General features: G+C 68.8%; 14 protein-coding genes. 7 read left to right on the forward strand and 7 right to left on the reverse strand.

Translation table 11 applies throughout. From position 1 onward, the window contains the following. Positions 1-15 precede the first annotated feature (15 nt). The 7 genes from VMV22_06855 to VMV22_06885 form a co-directional block, all read right to left on the reverse strand. Positions 16-456, reverse strand: coding sequence for a hypothetical protein (locus VMV22_06855; GenBank protein HUY22043.1), 441 nt, complete (start codon positions 454-456; stop codon positions 16-18). 89 nt (positions 457-545) lie between these two features. Next, positions 546-2,141 carry an NAD(P)/FAD-dependent oxidoreductase gene (locus VMV22_06860; protein ID HUY22044.1) on the reverse strand — a complete coding sequence of 532 codons (1,596 nt, stop codon included), beginning with the start codon at positions 2,139-2,141 and terminating at the stop codon, positions 546-548. Further along, positions 2,134-2,607 carry a hypothetical protein gene (locus VMV22_06865; GenBank protein HUY22045.1) on the reverse strand — a complete coding sequence of 158 codons (474 nt, stop codon included), beginning with the start codon at positions 2,605-2,607 and terminating at the stop codon, positions 2,134-2,136. Before VMV22_06865 ends, VMV22_06860 begins: the two co-directional genes overlap by 8 nt. A gap of 11 nt (positions 2,608-2,618) precedes the next feature. Further along, positions 2,619-4,196, reverse strand: coding sequence for an NAD(P)/FAD-dependent oxidoreductase (locus tag VMV22_06870; protein HUY22046.1), 1,578 nt, complete (start codon positions 4,194-4,196; stop codon positions 2,619-2,621). 20 nt (positions 4,197-4,216) lie between these two features. Next, positions 4,217-4,738, reverse strand: a complete 522-nt coding sequence (locus tag VMV22_06875) for a hypothetical protein (protein ID HUY22047.1) — start codon at positions 4,736-4,738, stop codon at positions 4,217-4,219. A gap of 38 nt (positions 4,739-4,776) precedes the next feature. Further along, on the reverse strand, positions 4,777-6,438 hold the full coding sequence (locus tag VMV22_06880) for an NAD(P)/FAD-dependent oxidoreductase (GenBank protein ID HUY22048.1): 1,662 nt from the start codon (positions 6,436-6,438) through the stop codon (positions 4,777-4,779). Continuing rightward, entirely contained in the window at positions 6,438-8,147 is a 1,710-nt protein-coding gene (locus VMV22_06885) for an NAD(P)/FAD-dependent oxidoreductase (protein ID HUY22049.1), read from the reverse strand. The genes VMV22_06880 and VMV22_06885 overlap by 1 nt, the downstream gene beginning before the upstream one ends. 859 nt (positions 8,148-9,006) lie before the next feature. Between VMV22_06885 and VMV22_06890 the strand changes: the two genes are divergently transcribed. The 7 genes from VMV22_06890 (at position 9,007) to VMV22_06920 (ending at position 16,199) form a co-directional block, all read left to right on the forward strand. Further along, entirely contained in the window at positions 9,007-9,246 is a 240-nt protein-coding gene (locus tag VMV22_06890; GenBank protein ID HUY22050.1) for a type II toxin-antitoxin system RelE/ParE family toxin, read from the forward strand. After that, positions 9,243-9,545 carry a helix-turn-helix transcriptional regulator gene (locus tag VMV22_06895; GenBank protein ID HUY22051.1) on the forward strand — a complete coding sequence of 101 codons (303 nt, stop codon included), beginning with the start codon at positions 9,243-9,245 and terminating at the stop codon, positions 9,543-9,545. Before VMV22_06890 ends, VMV22_06895 begins: the two co-directional genes overlap by 4 nt. A 264-nt stretch (positions 9,546-9,809) precedes the next feature. Further along, on the forward strand, positions 9,810-10,973 hold the full coding sequence (locus VMV22_06900; protein HUY22052.1) for an alpha/beta hydrolase: 1,164 nt from the start codon (positions 9,810-9,812) through the stop codon (positions 10,971-10,973). Between the two features lie 279 nt (positions 10,974-11,252). Continuing rightward, positions 11,253-12,344 carry an extracellular solute-binding protein gene (locus VMV22_06905; protein HUY22053.1) on the forward strand — a complete coding sequence of 364 codons (1,092 nt, stop codon included), beginning with the start codon at positions 11,253-11,255 and terminating at the stop codon, positions 12,342-12,344. A gap of 183 nt (positions 12,345-12,527) precedes the next feature. Next, positions 12,528-14,195, forward strand: a complete 1,668-nt coding sequence (locus VMV22_06910) for an ABC transporter permease subunit (protein ID HUY22054.1) — start codon at positions 12,528-12,530, stop codon at positions 14,193-14,195. Next, the gene (locus VMV22_06915; protein ID HUY22055.1) at positions 14,188-15,381 is read left to right on the forward strand and encodes an ABC transporter ATP-binding protein; all 1,194 of its coding nucleotides are present in this window, start codon (positions 14,188-14,190) and stop codon (positions 15,379-15,381) included. The genes VMV22_06910 and VMV22_06915 overlap by 8 nt, the downstream gene beginning before the upstream one ends. Further along, positions 15,378-16,199: a hypothetical protein gene (locus VMV22_06920; protein HUY22056.1), complete on the forward strand. Its 822-nt coding sequence runs from the start codon at positions 15,378-15,380 to the stop codon at positions 16,197-16,199. The genes VMV22_06915 and VMV22_06920 overlap by 4 nt, the downstream gene beginning before the upstream one ends. Positions 16,200-16,202 lie beyond the last annotated feature (3 nt).

Raw genomic sequence — 16,202 nt, forward strand, 5'->3', positions numbered from 1 at the left:
CGAGCAGGACGTGGGTCATGTCTCACCCTCCCGATGCACGACAAGTGCGACGAGTACGACGGCGCCCAGCACCACCAGCGCCATGAGCGTCCGTCGACGCCAGCCTCGTCCCTGATCCTCGTCGTAGAAGGACCTCGGGACAGACAGGGCGAGGCCGGCCCCCGCAGCCGCCCGCATGCCCCGTCCCGGGGTTATCCGAAGGTCGCCGGAGCGCATCGAGGCGAACGCGGAGCGCTGCCCGCTGCACAGCTTTGCGAGGTCGAGCCACGCGCCCGCCAGGGTCGGGACGCCGGACAGCGCCCCCTCGTCGATCACGACCTCGTCGGACCGGAACGAGAGCGTCACCGCCATGTCGCGATCCGAGGCGAGCAGCACGACGTCGCCGCGGGCGAGGCGGGCGGCCAACGCACGTGTTGGGAAGTCGCGAAGGTTGTCCTCGAGGAGGCTCGCGAGCATGCTCGCAAGCCCGGATGCCTCCACCCCCGCAGCGAGGCGAACCCGGGTAGGGCCGCGCCCCTGGCCGCCGGTGGACCCCACAGCCCAGGTCACACTTGCCGCCACCACGCGTCGATACCGAGGTCGTCGGCGATCACCTGCAGCGCGTTGTACGCGGGGGCGAACGTGATGAAGCCGTGCGGGTGCTGGGTCGAGCCGGCCATGTAGAGGGCATCGACCGGCGTGCGGTACTGGCCGAGCTCGGGCAGGGGACGCTGGTCGAGCATGTTCGCGAGGCTCACCTCGCCCATCATCCAGTCCCCGCGGACCATGTTCGGGAGCTTCTGGGTGATCTCGAGCGGAGTGTAGGGCACCCAGTCGATGATCGAGGCGTCGGTGAGGTTCGGCGCGTAGCGACGCCACGCCTCGATGCAGCGGTGCCCGTACCACCGACCGAGGCTCTCCCACTCGCCCTCGCCTCCCTGGGCGATCGAGAACGGTGCGAACTGGCGAAGCAGGCCGGTGACGCACCCCGCGGGCGCGTCGGTCGGATCGTAGAGCGAGTTGACCGCCGCGTTCGGCTTCGGCTCGGGGAGCCGTCCCGCGCGCACCGCGGCGAAGTCGGCGTTCAACTCCTGGAGCGACCCGTAGCCGAGGTTGACAACCCACGCCCGGTCCACGTCGGGATCGAATGCGGCAGCCTCGTACCGCGGCAGTGCGGACATCGCGAGGTGCACCGAGAACAGCGACCAGTCCTTGTGCTTGATGTCCTTCCGCACGCGCTCGGGCAGTTCCGCCGGCAGCGCCGCTGGCTCGAGGAACTCGAGGAAGGTCTGCTCCACCGACACGGTCGACGCGACGAGCCTGCGCGCCGCGATCTCGGCGCCGTCCGCGAGGCGGACCCCCACGGCGCGGCCATCGTCGACGACGATCGCCCGGACGTCGGCGTCGCTGACCATCACGCCGTCGTGCTGCGCGAGGTCGCGCCACAGCGCATGGGCGAGGCGGTGCGAGCCGCCGACGCACAGGTGCCAGTTGTCGATCTTGCCGACGAGGAGCGGAAAGCCGATCGCGAGCCCCGGCACGTCGTTAGTGTAGGCGCACACCGCACCGTGGAAGGCGAGGTGCGCCTTCACCTTGGGATGCGTGAAGTGCTGGTCGAGGAATTGGTTGATGGTCTCGCGACGCAGCTTGACCGAGAGGAACTCGGACCGGCCCTCCACGCCGAAGATCGACAGCGCCTTCGTCAGCTCCTTGACCGACATCGGCGGCTGGTACATGAGCGTGCCGAGGAGCAGGTCGACGTAGCCGTGTGCCTCGGTGTAGAGGCGGCGGAAGGTCTCGGCGTCCTGCTCGGAGAACCTGGCGATCGATCCACATGTCTTGTCGAGGTCCGTGTGGATCGTGAGCGCGGTGCCGTCGTCGTAGATCGACGCCATCTGCACGTCGGGTCGGACGTACTCGACGCCGTGTCCGCGCAGGTCGAGGTCGTGCACGGGCGGCGCGAGGTCGACGAACGTGTGGTAGTTGGCATGCACGTTGTGGAGGAACCCGGGCTGGGTGAGCTCCTCGGTGCACAGTCCCCCGCCCTCCTCGTGCCGGCGCTCGAGCACCAGCACCTCGAGGCCGCTGCGGGCCAGGTAGGCACCGAGCGTGAGCCCGTTGTGCCCGGCCCCGATGATGACGGCGTCGTAGGCGTCACGCACGGACCTGCTCCTGTTCGGTCGGGGCATAGGGGGGACGGCCCTTCGGCCAGGACGTCTGCACCCCGGTCGCGTAGGCCTCGAGCAGGACCTTGACCTGCTCGGCCTGGCGCATGAGGAACCGCATGTCCCCGCGGACCGTGATCGCACCTTGGAGCGCGGCGTTGATCGGGTCCTGCAGGCCCGCAGCGATCTCGTCGAACGTCGTCGCGGAGCCGCGGAACCTGTAGTTCAAGGTGAGGGCGGGGTCGTCGCCTTCGACCTCTCGGTACCAGGCGCACCGACCGTCCTCGATCTTCACGAGGAAGTGGCGCTCCGCGGCTGCCGCAACGTACGGCGAGACGCCGTCGCCGACGATCTCCACCTTGATCAGGATCTCGCCCGTCGGCAGCTCGCTCATCGTCGCGATCCGCGCGTTCATGGCGTCGCGGACCTCGGCGTACCACTCGGGCGTGTAGATGTCTGCCATCCGGACCCCTCTCAGTACCCGCGCTCGGCGAGCGCCGGGCTGGGCAGCCCGAGGTCCTCAGCGATCGCCTTGTAGGCGTTGTAGCCACACGCCGCATGGACCCCGCCGCCGGGGTACGCCGAGGGGCCACAGAGGTACAGCGCATCGATCTCGGTGCGGTAGTTGGAGGCCTCCGGAAAGGGCCGGTTCGCGCCGATCTGGTCTGCCGAGAACTCCCCGTTGGAGAAGTCGCCCTCCCGCATCAGGTTCTTGCGCTCCATCTGGTCGGGCGTGTAGAGCTTGTGGGCGATCACGTTGTCCCGGTTCATGTTGGGCGCCGACTCGTGCCAGACGTCGAGGAACTGCTCGTTGAAGGTCGCCCGCACCTCGGCCCACTCTTGGGCCGTGAGCTCGCTCGCGCACGGCAGGAAGTACCACCCGGTGGCGGCATGTCGCCCGGGCGGCGCCTGTGACGCGTCCCACAGGCTGTTGACCCAGGTGCCCGCCGCCGGCTTGGGCACCTGGCCCGAGTAAGCGTCGCGGATGTAGCGGACCGTGTCGTCCGGCCCGTCGAAGCCGACCATGGTGTAGAAGCACCGGTCGATGGCCGGGTCCCAGCGGGCGGACTTGTAGTGGGGCGGCTCGTAGAGGCAGAAGCACGGCGTCCCGAGGACGTGGCTGGGTCCGTACCGGTACGCGCGCGCACGCTGCACCCACAGCGCGCTGAGGTGCTCCTCACCGACCAGGTCGAGGAGGGTCTGTCGTAGGTCCGCATTCGACGCCACGATCTTGGTGGCGCGGAACTCGCCGAGCCGGGTCCTGACCCCGACCGCACGGCCGTCCTCCACGATGACCTGGTCCACCATGACGTTCTCGACGAGGTCCACGCCCTCGCGGTAGCACGCCTGGGTCATCGCCTTGGCGAGGCCGTGCGTGCCGCCGCAGACGAGCTTCCAGTTGCCGAGCGTCCACATCACGAAGAGCAAGAAGCCCGCGCCGGTGCCCTGCCCGTCGATCGGGTAGCCCCACTCCACGCATGCCCGGTAGAGCAGGGCTCGGAGCTCAGGCGTCTCGAAGAGCTCGTCGATGACGTTCTTGGGGGACTTCATGAGGAACTGGGGCCCTACGCCCATGTCGCCGAACCCGCTCGTGATCATCTCGCCCTGCTCGTCGAGGCTGACGGGCTGCGGGATCGTGTAGAGGTTGGCGGCGAGCATCTGCTCGAGCGAGGCTGCGCGGTGCTTGAGCTCGACGTACCTGTCCGCGTCTGCACGCGAGTAGCGAGCGATGCTCTCGTGCGTGCGGTCGAGGAGGTCGGGACGGTGGAGGATCACCGGAGGGCGTCCGTCCGCGAACGTGATGCCGGCCTGGGCCTCGGGCATCACGGTGCGAAGGCCGAGGTCCTCCAGTCCGAAATCCTGGATCATCGGCATGATGTCGAAGAACTCCATGAACTGGGCGTGCATGTTGTGCCGGAAGCCGGGCAGGACGGGCTCCTCGGTGTTCGTGCCGCCCCCCTCCTCGTGCCGACGCTCTAGCACGACCGTGGAGAGGCCGGCGCGTTGCAGGTAGGCGGCCAGGCACAGGCCGTTGTGGCCTGAGCCGATCACGATTGCCTCGTAGGTCCGACTCAAGTTGCTGCTCCTCCCGCGACGGTGTCCGTCGCCACCTTGGGCCCGCCGGCAGGCTCGCCCCGTCGGCGGGGCGTCCCGAAGTCGGCCGTCGTGCGGGCCGGCACCCGCTCCTCGGCGGGATGCTGCGGCGCCACGTCGACCGCTGCGACCGCTGCGACCTCGTCGGGTTCTCCGGCCTCGAGTTCCTCGACCTCGGGTTCCTCGGTGTCGACCCCCGACTGAGCCGGTCGAGGCGAGCCGATTGCCCGCGGCGCCTTGCGGACGGCTCGGGGCGAAACCATCGGCTCGGGCTTCGCCGCGGGAGCCGACTCCGGGGTTGCCGACGACCTCGACCGGCGGCGGAACAGCCAGTGCGCAGCCATCGCGAGCGTGTAGCGGTGCAGCCCGAGCCGCAGCATCCCCGGGATGTCGTCGCCCGTGATGCGGATGGTGAAGTCCCAGTTGACGGGCTCGCGGATCGTCCCCGTCACAATCACGTCGTTGCCCTCGCGGGTGACGTCGTACTCGCGAAAGTCCATCACGAGCTCCTTGCGGCCGAGTCCCCGAGACCTGAGCCTCACGACAGATACGTCACGCGATACCGTCGCACGTAGTCCGGCGGAGTCCACCACTTCTGCACACCCAGGTCCTCGGCGACCGAGTTCGCCGCGATGTAGCCGGACCCGCCGATGACGAGCCCTCCGGGGTACGACGACGCGCCGCACAGATAGAGCCCCTCGAGCGGTGTGCGGCCCGCGACGCACGAGTCGTGCGGCCGGAACACGCCCATCTGCAGCGCGTTGTAAGCGCCGTGCTTGATCGACCCGCGCACCATGTTCGGGAGCCGCGTCTCGATGTCGAGCGGACTCTCCGCGGTCGACAGCACGATGTTCGCCGGCGAGACGTTGCGAGCCGAGCGCCCCCATCTCGAAAGGAGCACGTCGGCCAGCTCGTCCTGGCGGGCCTTCCAACCGCCCTCGATCGCCCACGGGACGTGCGCCTGAATGAAGCTCACGTGGTGCCCGGGGACGCGGACGAGCGTCGGGTCGTGGCGCGTCTCGACTGTGGCGTGCCCTCCCACGCAGTCGAGGTCGAGGCGTCCTGCGAGCACGCCGTCCCAGTGCCGCAGGAGCTGCTCGGTCGAGTCGAATCCCGTCACGACCATGAAGGTGTCGTTGACCCAGGGGTCGTCGGTCTCGTAGTACGGCGCTTCGTTCGTCGCGACCGCCACGGTGAAGAAGGACCAGTCGTCCCACTCCCACTCCTTCGACACGCGCTGGAGCTCCCGCGGCACGCTCCCGCTCGGCAGCAGCTTCCCGAAGGTGATCGGGGGTGGCAGGCTCGACAGCACGGCCTTCGCCTCGATCACGCGCCCGTCGAAGACCTCGAGCCCGGTCACCCGCCCGTTCTCGACGATGAGGGACGTGACCTCGGCGTTGTCGAGCACCACGCCCCCGTTGCGGAGGATCTCGCGCGACAGCGACCCGGCAAGCTTGTGGGATCCCCCGTAGCACTGGGCCTTGTTGGCGGCGCGATCGATGTACAACGGGACGAGGAAGCCCAGGCCGCTCTCGTGGGGGTTCAGCCCCCACATGCACGCGGCGTACAGGAGCAGGGTGCGGACACGGTCGTCCTCGACGAGCTCGTTGACGATCTCGATCGGCGACATCTCCGTGAGCCGGAGCACCTCGCGACCGGCCTCGGTCTTTTCGAACGCCTCGATCATGTCCAGCGGTGACATCGGCGGGAGATAGGTGCCTGGTGCGATCACGTCGTCGACGAGCCGCCGCCACTGGCGCATGACCTTCCCGAAGTTGTTCGCATCGCGCTGGCTGAACTTGGCGATAGAGTCCTTCGTGTCCTCGACCTGGTTGCACAGCATGACGCTCGTCTTGTCAGAGAAGACCGCGGCGGTCTGGGCGTTCGGCTTCACGAACGCGAGCCCGTGCGCGCCGAGATCGAAGTCCCGGAACAGGGGCATGTAGTCCGTCATCATGTGGTAGATGGCGTGCGGATTCGTGTAGTAGCCGGGGAACAGCGTCTCCTCGGTGGCGAGCCCGCCGCCGACTTCGTGCCGGCGCTCGACGACGATCGTGCGCAGGCCGGCCCGAGCGAGGTAGGCGGCGGCGATGAGTCCGTTCGGCCCGCCGCCAACGATCGCGACGTCGAAGACAGAGCGTTCGGGAAACTCGTCGAGGATGTGCTCGGTCGGCTCCATGCCGTAGCCAGTTCTGACCATCACGACACCCCCACGATCTGGCGACCGGCCTCCGGCACGTACCAGTCCGACGGATACCACCAGCTCGCGGGCTCGACGACGCCGTCCTCGATGAGGATGTGCATCAGGTTGTACGGCACCGCCATGAGGCAGAGCCCCCCGGGATGCATGCTCTGGCTGCACATGTAGAGCCCGTCGATCGGCGTGCGGTACCGGGCGAGCTCGGGGATCGGTCTTGTGCCAAACCACTGGTCGGCCGACTGGCGCGCCCCGTACCAGTTGCCGCCGGACATCCCGGCGTTGCGGAACTCCGAGTCGTACGGCGTGTTGACGAAGACGTCGACGATGTTGTCGGAGTTCATGTTCGGCGCCATCCGCTCGATGAGCGCCAGTGCGGCGTCGACGATCTCCTTCTTCCTGCGGTTGTAGGCCGCGGGCCCGTCCACGTCGTACTGCGGCGGGGGGCACTCGAGGTAGATCGGCGACAGTACGTGGTAGCCCTCCACCGTGCGGGTCGGGTCGTACTGATCATGCGAGCAGATCATCATCGTGAGGTGCTCCGGCGTGAGGTGCTCCGGGGCCTTCTTGTGCGAGTACGCGTCGCGGGTCTGGGTGTAGACGAACTCCATCGAGTCGGCGGGGCCGACGACGCACGACGGGTAGACGTCCTCAGGGAAGGCGTCGTCGCGACCGTGATACTTCGGGAGCTCACGGCAGATCACCGACATCACGAAGAGGCTGCCCCCCTTGAGCGACACGTCGGCGATGCGCTGGGCGAACCCTGCGTCGGTGTGCTGCAGACCGACGAGGCGCAGGAACGTCTGCTTCACGTCGGCCCCGGAGATCACCGCCTTGCGCGCCCAGATCGTCTTCTCCGGGTACGACGCCTCGGCGGAGAGCCGGACGCCAACGGCACGGCCGTTGCGGACGACGATCTCCTCGACCGGCGAGTTCGTCAGGATCCGAGCCCCGTGCGCGATCGCGCACCGGATAATCGCGTGGGCGTAGGTGTGCATTCCCCCGCGTGGCGAGCCCCCCGAGTAGGTGAACAGCAGCGTGCCGCCGATCGATGGGAGCAGCATTCCGTCCCAGTTGGGGTGCGCGCCGCAGTACCAGGCGCCCATCGCTGCGACCACGCGAGCCGGCTCCCACGGCACGAACTCCTCGAGGAAATCGCAGTAGCTCATGTCCAGCAGGCGGTCGGTCCAGATGTCGGGGACGTGCTTTCGGAAGACCTTCCACCAAGGCAGATCGGCCTCGTCGACCTCGTGCTGGCGCGGGTGCGGTGGCGTCCAGAACAGCGCTCGGAGCAGCTCGCGCATGGCCGGCTCCGAGAGGGCATCGCCGAGGCCGCCCATCCCGCCGGCGTGCTCGGGGAAGTAGCGGCGAGCGGCCTCCTCGCCGATGTCTGGGCGCCACCTGCTCCCCAAGTTCGCAGCGATGCCGTCGAGCGTGACGACGCCCGACATCGACGGGTAGTAGACCATCCGCATCCCGTACTTCCACAGCTCGAGCTGATCGAAGCCCGGCGCTGCGCCGCCGTAGAGATAGGTCGCGTGCGGGTCGATGCGGAACCCGGGACGCGGCTCGGTGTTCTCCTGGCCACCGCCGCATTCCGGACGCGCTTCGCACACCGCGACCGAGAGGCCCGACTTGGCGAGATAGGCCGCGATCGTCGAGCCGTTGTGGCCACCGCCGACGACCACGATGTCAAATGTTTCTTCCCGCATCAGACCCCCCCGACCTCTGCGACGTCGCGAGCCGTCCGTACTTCTCGAACGACCCTACGGCGGGGGCGGTGTGGCCGCTAGGGTACAAAGTCATTCGGGGGCCGCCGCGGGCCTGCTGACTCGGGCCATCGTGGCGATGACCCGCCCTGTGAATCTCCGCACGGGGCCTGGTTCCCTGCGACGTCTCCGCGAGGTCGCCAGGGCGAGGCGACAGCTGGGGGCCGAGGGGCCGCGGCTCGGACCCCAGGATGAACCGGGACGGGAACCTGTCTGTCGGGATGACGTGAGACACCTGCAGTACACCGCCAGGTGGGATGCGCCCCAGGCCTTCACGTCGGTGTGGACGTGGCCACGGCGGGTACCCCAAGCGTGTAGATGCCGATCGGGGGCAGTCGACAGTCGCGAGCATTCGCGACGTTGAGCCCACCGACCTTGCTGACACCGGTGTGTCGGCAAGCCCAGTTGCCTCGGGCTACCGGCGGGATTGTTCGACGCCGGCTGCGCTCAGGAAGGGGTTTGAACATGGTCCCATCAGTTCCGGTGCCGATCTTGCGGTGAGCCCCTCGGCAGCCGAATTCCGCCCTAGCTCAGCCTTTCACGCCGCATAACCCCAGGTCAGCGGGCCAGGAGGGGTTCGAACATAGTCCCATCGCCTCCGCCACATCTTTGCTCAACGTCGTCGCTGGCCGGGGCCAATGCGCCCAGGCCAGCGTCGACGGGAATCGAACAGCTCGGCCACGCCGAGCCCAGAGCGCGGGCGAGCTGGCGGTCCTCCCCTGCCGGGACGTGCTGTCACACCCCGGGCATAGCATCGCTGCTATGGCTTGGGGTAGATCGAGCTGGAACAGGAGGTCAAGGCATGGCTCCTCGCGCTCCCGAGCCCTTCACCCGACAGCTCCGCGGGAAGCTCCGGGAGTTGCGCTTCCACCTCGGCCGCCAGCAGACGAGGATCACGTACTCCATCGCCGGCGGCCGCAGGATCGTGCTGCTCACCGTGTTCGTGAAGACGCGCCAGCGAGAGCGACCGGAAGTCCAACGGCCATGGAGCGCAATGCAGACCTGCATCGCCGAGGGGCACACCGCGGAGGACGGCAAATGACGCGCAAGACCTGGGACGAAGTGAAGAAGGAGCGGGCCGACTCGCCAGCTCGCCGCCGTGGCTGCGAGCGCGCCGGGCGGACGATCAGGCTCGCCATGGAGATCCGCGAGCTCCGGGAGAAGCGGGGGCTCAGCCAGCGCGAGCTCGCGGAGCGTCTCGGCACGACCCAGTCCGCCGTCGCGCGCCTCGAGGCCGGCAACGTGTCCCCCAGCCTGCCGACCCTCGACAAGGCCGCCGAAGAGCTCGGGGTCGAGCTCGTAATCAGCTTCGTGGACCTCGATGATCGGATCGCTGGCTGATCGGCCGCGGATTCCGAGCTGGTCGGCGTTTATCGTGCGTCGATGAGCTGGCTGAGCTGGTCGCGCAGCGGTCTGGCATCCGCAATTTCGGGCGCGAACGGCCGGGGAATCGATGGAACGCGGAAACCTTTCCCGCTAGTCTGACCGGCGATCTGTCAAGCCGCGCTGAGGAGTGTCATGGATCGCTGTCGTCCGCGTGATGCCCAAGCAGTTCGCAGGACAGCTCGATCCGGTGTCGTCGCCTCTGTGCGGAGAGTGCTCAGCGTGACGACGATTGCTGCGCTTGTGGGAACGGCGACGTTGACAGAGGCGGTGGCGACACCGAAGCTCGCGGGTGCGTCGTATGCGGTGGTCACCGAATCCAACCTCTGTTACCAAAGCGCCCACCGGTCCTGTGTCGATGGGACCTATCACGAGATGGACGCCTACCTCCCGAGCGGAGCGGTGGGCAAGGCCCCGGGCGTGATCCTGGTCCACGGCGGCGGCTTCGTGGGCGGCGACAAGTCCGAGTTCTCCAGGCAGGCGATGACTCTCGCCGCGAACGGCCTGGCGGCCTTCTCCGTCAACTATCGGCTGACCACCCCGACGTTCGTGGGATTCCCGGCCCTGGTCCAAGACGTCATGGCGGCCGTGAGCTACGTGCGGGCCCATGCCCGCACGTTCCACGTCGACCCGCACCGATTGGGCCTGTGGGGGTCTTCGGCCGGGGCGTATCTGGCCCTGGAGTCCGCTCTCGAAGCCTTCCAGAACGAGCCGTCCGCTCAGGTGAAGGCCGTCGTCGGCTGGTCCGGCCCCTACGACTTCGTCACCGGCTTTCCCGAGGAGGAGCCCGTCGTCCCGCTGCAGGTCTCCTATGGCGATGAGTACCTCGGCTGTAGCGACCTGTCGAACCCGACCTGTCTGGCGACGGCCGAGTCGGCCTCTCCCACGTCCTGGGTGGCGGCGGGTGACCCGCCGACGCTGCTGGCGAACTCGACCGACTTCAGCCCGACGTGCGAGATCGTTGATCCGGCGCAGGCCACCGAGCTGGCCGGCGATCTCACGAGGGTGGGCACGTCGGTAACCGTCGACCTGAACAGCGAGTGTGCGCACGCGCTTGCATACACAAACGTCGAGATGCCGAACACACTCACCTTCCTCGAAGCTCACCTGTTCGTCGCGCCGACGATCACCTCGTCACCATCGGCGACCTTCAGGATCGGGAGGATGAAGACGTTCACCGTTCGCTCGCACGGCTCGCCTCATGCCACGTTGACCGAGAGCGGCGCCCTGCCGATGGGCGTGACGTTCGTCGACCAACATGACGGCCGAGCCAAACTCGCAGGAACAGCGCAGGCTGGGACGACGGGCACTTACCCGATCGCGATTACCGCGTCGAATGGCGGCTCACCCAATGCGATGCAACGTTTCACACTGACCGTTCGCTGAAGTTCAGCCTTCGGGCATCCGGGATGAGTCGTGGCGGCAGCCAAGCCTGCCCGCCCTGACTCGGTGGTTGACCGCCCTGTGACGACATCGGTGCCTCGGGATCGGCGGCCGCCCGGGAGGCGCTGGCGCGCTGCGAGACCGTGCCAGGGCCACAGCGGTTGCCCCCCGGTCCCAAGAGTTCATTTCGTGGTCACGGAGGCCTGACGTCGAGTTCACCTTCGATACCTACGGTCCTAACCGTCGTTGGATACCCCAGATGACGGATATGGAGGTCTCGTCGTGCTCACGGATCTGTCGGACCCACGGCCCGTCCGGGCGCGCAAGCGCCGGCCCACCCCGGCGGCATGGGCCGCCTTGTGCGCCTCGGCGCTCGGGCTGGCCGCCTGCAGCAGCGCCGGCGCCGCCACCACCGGGTCGGTCAAGCCCGTCACCCTGGTGGTGTACTCCGCCCAGGGCTACGACAAGGCCGAGACCACGGCGTTCCAGAAGGCCACCGGTATCCCGGTGAAGCTCGACGACGACTCGACGGGCCCGCTGCTCACCCAGATCGAAGCGTCGAGGAACAACCCGAACTGGGGCCTCCTGTGGGTCGACGGCGCCACCGCCTTTGCCGGTCTCGACGACCAGGGGCTCCTGCTCAAGGGCTGGGAGCCCGCCGCCTCGTGGGACTCCGTGGGTCAGCAGTCGGTCCCGAAGGACAAGAGCTTCGTCCCTACGGGTGTGACGCTCATGGCTGCGGTCGTCTACGACTCGTCGAAGCTCTCGGACCCGCCCAGCTCGTGGCAGGAGCTCACCCAGGCGAAGTGGAAGGGCGCCGTGGGGATGAACGACCCTTCGCAGTCCGGTCCCACATTCCCATTCATCGCGGGGATGATGAATTACCTCGGCGGGAGCAACGGGATCACGCAGGGCGACCAGTACTTCAGCACCTTGAAGGCCAACGGCCTGGTCATCAACCCCACCAATGGCCCCACGCTCCAGGCGCTCGCAAACGGGCAGATCAAGGTGGCCCTGGTGCAGAGCTCCGCCGGCATTGGTGCGCAGGCCACGGACCCGTCCCTGCGGGTCAAGTACCTCGACCCGGTCACGCTGCTTCCCTCGGCGATCGGTATCGATGCCAAGGCGTCGTCGCAGGTGCAGTCGGAAGCGAAGCGCTTCGTCGAGTTCGTCCTGTCCGCTCGAGGCCAGCGCGTCATGCAGACCGGGGACCCGACGGGAGACTCGCTCTATTACCCCGTGCTGAAGGGCGAGAAGCCTCTGCCGTCGCTGCCCACGCTGTCGGGTGTACAGACCCAGAGCATCGATCCGTACGTGTGGGGCCCGCGCGAATCGCAGATCAACACGTGGTTCGACAGCACCATCGTGCAGTGACCCCGACAGTGCGACGAGTTGGACCGCAGGTCGAACGGTAGCGCAGTGACCCTGACCCATCCGGGCGACGTCGCGCTCGGCCGTGAGCCCGGGACGGGGCTCACGGCTCCGGATTCACGTCTCCGGCGGCTGCGTCCGGTCACAGACCGGTGGAGGGACCGGATCACCCGCAGCGGCCGACCCGTGTTCTGGATCGTGATCGTGGTCGCGATCCTGGCGCCGTGTCTCTGCTTCATGGTCCTGGCGGTCTCGCCGCGCATGTTCGACCAGGGATCGCAGTGGTTCACGCTCAGCTATCTGCGCCACGCCTTCACGGGGGCCACCGTGGTGGCGCTCGTCGACTCGATGTGGGTCAGCGTGGCGGCGGCGGCGATCGGCGTGGCCATCGGGTTCCCGGTCGCCTGGCTGGCCTGCCGGACGTCGATGCCCGGGCGGCGGTGGGTGTGGGGCGGCATGTGGCTGGTGCTGCTGCTCCCGTCGTGGCTGCCGGCCCTCGGGTGGATCCGCCTCGTGCAGCCCGACGGGGTGATGTACCGGGTGGGGCTCGACCTTCCCGCCGTCACCCATCTCGTCCTCGGGCCCGCCGGCGTCGTGCTCCTCCTCGGGCTGCGGTGCGTGCCCTTTGCCTTCCTCGCCGTGTCCGCCGCGCTGGCGGGATTGGGCCAGGAGTTCGAGGATGCCGCCCGCGTGCACGGTGCCGGCCGGGTCGCCACCTTGCGCCTGGTGTCGCACATCTTGGCACCGGCCATCTGGTCGGCACTGGCCATCGGGTTCGCGGAGTCGGTGAGCGACTTCGGCGTGGCGGCCACCTTGGCGTACCGCGCCCATTTCCCGCTCGCCACGTATCACCTCTACGCTGCCATCGACACCTTCCCCCCGAGCTTCCCGGCGGCGGCGGCCATCGGATGGCTACTGGTGGCGGCGGTGGCGCTGCCGCTGGCGCTGCAGGCCCGGGCACTACGGGGTCGGTCGTACGCTGTGCTGTCGGGACGCTCTCGGCCCGTGAACCCCACGGTGCTCACCCGTCGGGGGACCGCCGCCGCCCTCGGCGGGGTCGGACTGCTCGGGCTGGTGGCTTTGGGCATCCCCGGGTTCGGCGCCGTCAGCGGGTCGCTGCTCGGCGACTACGGGTCGTCGCTCCACGTGACCCTCAGCAACTACGTCACCATCCTCCACGACCCCACGCTGTTGGGGCCGATCGGGCGTTCGGTTCTCTACGGCGCCGTCGCCGCCACGGTCACGGTGGTCGCCGGCTTCGTCGCCGCCCGGATGCTGGCGCGCACACGGACCAGGGCCACGAGGTTCCTCGACTTCCTCTTGCTGGCGGCGGTGGCGCTGCCGAGCGTCGTGTTCGCGGCGGGCTACATCTTCGCGTACAACCTGCCGTTCATGTCCAAGATCGGCCTCGACCTGTACCAGACGACGACGCTGCTCGTCATCGCGTACGTGGCCGCCAGCCTCCCCACGAACGCCCGCATCCTGTTCGGCTCGGTCTCGCAGATCCAGCCCTCCCTGCACGATGCCGCCCGCACTCACGGGTGCGGGCCCGTCAGGGGATGGTGCCGGGGCGTGCTGCCGGCGATCTCACGACCTCTGGTCATGGCCTGGCTGCTGACCTTCTGCGCGGTGTTCCTCGAGCTGCCGATCTCGCAACTGCTGTACGCCCCGGGGTCGCCGCCCATTTCGGTGGCCATCGAGGACAACCTGGGCAACTACCACTACGGCGTCGGCATCGCCCAGGCGGTGATCTCCGTGGTGCTGGCCCTGGCGGTGGTGGGAACGGTCCTCGGCGCCTACCGACTGCTGGCGCCGCGGGGCTGGCGACGGATCGGAGCGATGGCACGTGGCTGAGGACCTCGAGATCCACGGGGTGGGCAAGGTGTTCGCGAACGGCGCGGTGGCGCTCGAGGACGTGTCGTTCCGTGCACCGGCGGGGACGTTCATCGTCCTCCTGGGGCCGTCGGGCTCCGGCAAGACGACCCTGGTGCGGTGCCTGGCCGGGATCGAACGGATCTCGACCGGCTCGATCACCATCGGTGGCAGGCTCGTTGCTGACGGCCGTGTCCACCTGCCCCCCGAGCGGCGGGGATTGTCGATGGTGTTCCAGGACTACGCGCTCTGGCCGCATCTGTCCGCCCAGGACAATGTGGGGTTCGCCCTCCGCCGTCACGGCGTCGGCACGACGGAGCGCCGCCAGCGCGCCGCCGACATGCTCGCGCGCGTTGGTCTCGAGCGGCTGGCCCGACGCTATCCGGGAGAGCTGTCCGGAGGGGAGCAACAGCGCGTTGCCCTGGCCCGTGCCCTCGTCGGCGACACGGGACTGGTGTTGTGCGACGAGCCGCTGTCGAACCTCGACGCCGACTTGCGAGATCGCATGCGCGTCGAGATCTCGGCTCTCGTGCGCGACTGCGGAGCCACCGCGCTGTACATCACCCACGACCAGGCCGAGGCCTTCGCCCTGGCCGACCAGGTCGGGGTGCTCGAGCATGGCCGCTTGGTCCAGATGGGCGCACCCGAGGACGTCTACGCCAACCCCGTGTCGCCATTCGTGGCCCGCTTCACCGGCATTTCAGGCGAGCTCGCCGTCCGGGTCCGGGGCCCGGTTCGCGCCGACGGCATGGTCGAGGTCGAGCCCCTGTCGCTCGCGTGGTCGCGGCCCCTGCTGGCGCGCGTCTCCGACGCCCTCCGGGGCGACGAGGCGTCGCTTCTCATCCGGCCGGCCGCCGTGCGGTTGTGCGAAGCCCGCGGCCAGGGATGCCATGCGGTGGGGACCGTCGCTGACGTGGCGTTCCGGGGACGGGGCTACGAGCTGGCCATCGATCTTCACGGCGGGGGGCGGATGGGTAACGTGAGCGCCCTCGGACGGGTGGCCCGCGGCGAGGTCGTCGGGCTCAGGTTCGACGAGGTGGGCTGTGTGGCCTTCGAAAGGGTGAATGGGGCGGGTGTCTCCGGAGCGGAGTTGCCGACCGTGTCCTCGTCCCCGACCCCGCCGCCGTTCCCGTCACCGATCGTCCCGGCCACACCCATGCGGGCGTGACGATGAGACCGGTTCTCTCTCTGGTGACGTCGGGTGGTGCCACATCGACGGCGACACTGGTGCTGGCGGTCGTCGGAGCCAGCACCGTCGAGATGGTCGAGGCGCTCACACTGGTCGTGGCGGCGGGCACCCGGAGCTGGCGCTCGGCGCTCGAAGGCACGGTGGTGGCTCTCGTCGCCCTGGCGGTGCTGACCGCCGCCATCGGGATCCCGTTGGCCGGCTACCTGCCCGTGGACACGCTGCGCGTCGTCGTTGGCGCGCTGTTGCTCCTGCTGGGAATGTCCTGGCTGCGCAAGGCGGTCCTGCGTGGGGGTGGCCGGTTGGCCAAGCACGACGAGGACGCCATCTACGCCCGGACCGTGGGCGGCCTTGCCGGCTCCGACCACCCTGCCGACCGGCGCGACGGGGCCGCCTTCCTCGTGGCCTTCAAGGGCGTGATGCTCGAGGGCTTCGAGGTGGTGCTCATCGTCATCAGCCTGGGCACGAGCGCCCATCGCCTCGGTGTCGCCGCACTGTCCGCGGGCGGTGCGGCCCTCGTCGTGGGGGTCGCCGGGGCAGTTGTCGCCCGGCAGCTCTCGAACGTGCCCGAGAACGCCGTGAAGACCGTCGTCGGCGTGATGCTCACCAGCTTCGGGACGTTCTGGGTCGGTGAAGGCGCGGGGGTGAGGTGGCCCGGGAGCGACCTGGCCCTCCCGGTGCTCATCGGGGTGTTCGCCGTCACCGCCGCGGTGATGGTGGCGGCGCTCCGTCGCACCGAGCCGGGGCGCAGCCGTTCCGTCGAGGCGCCCCGGGTGGTGGTGGAGGACATGGCGAGGTGAGAG

The sequence above is a fragment of the Acidimicrobiales bacterium genome, from assembly GCA_035531755.1.
GTDB lineage: Bacteria > Actinomycetota > Acidimicrobiia > Acidimicrobiales > UBA8190 > DATKSK01.

Excerpts from the sequence above, each read along its gene's own strand:
- VMV22_06855 (HUY22043.1), bottom strand. The coding sequence starts at position 456 with ATGCTCGCGAGCCTCCTCGAGGACAACCTTCGCGACTTCCCAACACGT.
- VMV22_06865 (HUY22045.1), bottom strand. The coding sequence starts at position 2,607 with ATGGCAGACATCTACACGCCCGAGTGGTACGCCGAGGTCCGCGACGCC.
- VMV22_06875 (HUY22047.1), bottom strand. The coding sequence starts at position 4,738 with ATGGACTTTCGCGAGTACGACGTCACCCGCGAGGGCAACGACGTGATT.
- VMV22_06880 (HUY22048.1), bottom strand. The coding sequence starts at position 6,438 with ATGGTCAGAACTGGCTACGGCATGGAGCCGACCGAGCACATCCTCGAC.
- VMV22_06885 (HUY22049.1), bottom strand. The coding sequence starts at position 8,147 with ATGCGGGAAGAAACATTTGACATCGTGGTCGTCGGCGGTGGCCACAAC.
- VMV22_06890 (HUY22050.1), top strand. The coding sequence starts at position 9,007 with ATGGCTCCTCGCGCTCCCGAGCCCTTCACCCGACAGCTCCGCGGGAAG.
- VMV22_06895 (HUY22051.1), top strand. The coding sequence starts at position 9,243 with ATGACGCGCAAGACCTGGGACGAAGTGAAGAAGGAGCGGGCCGACTCG.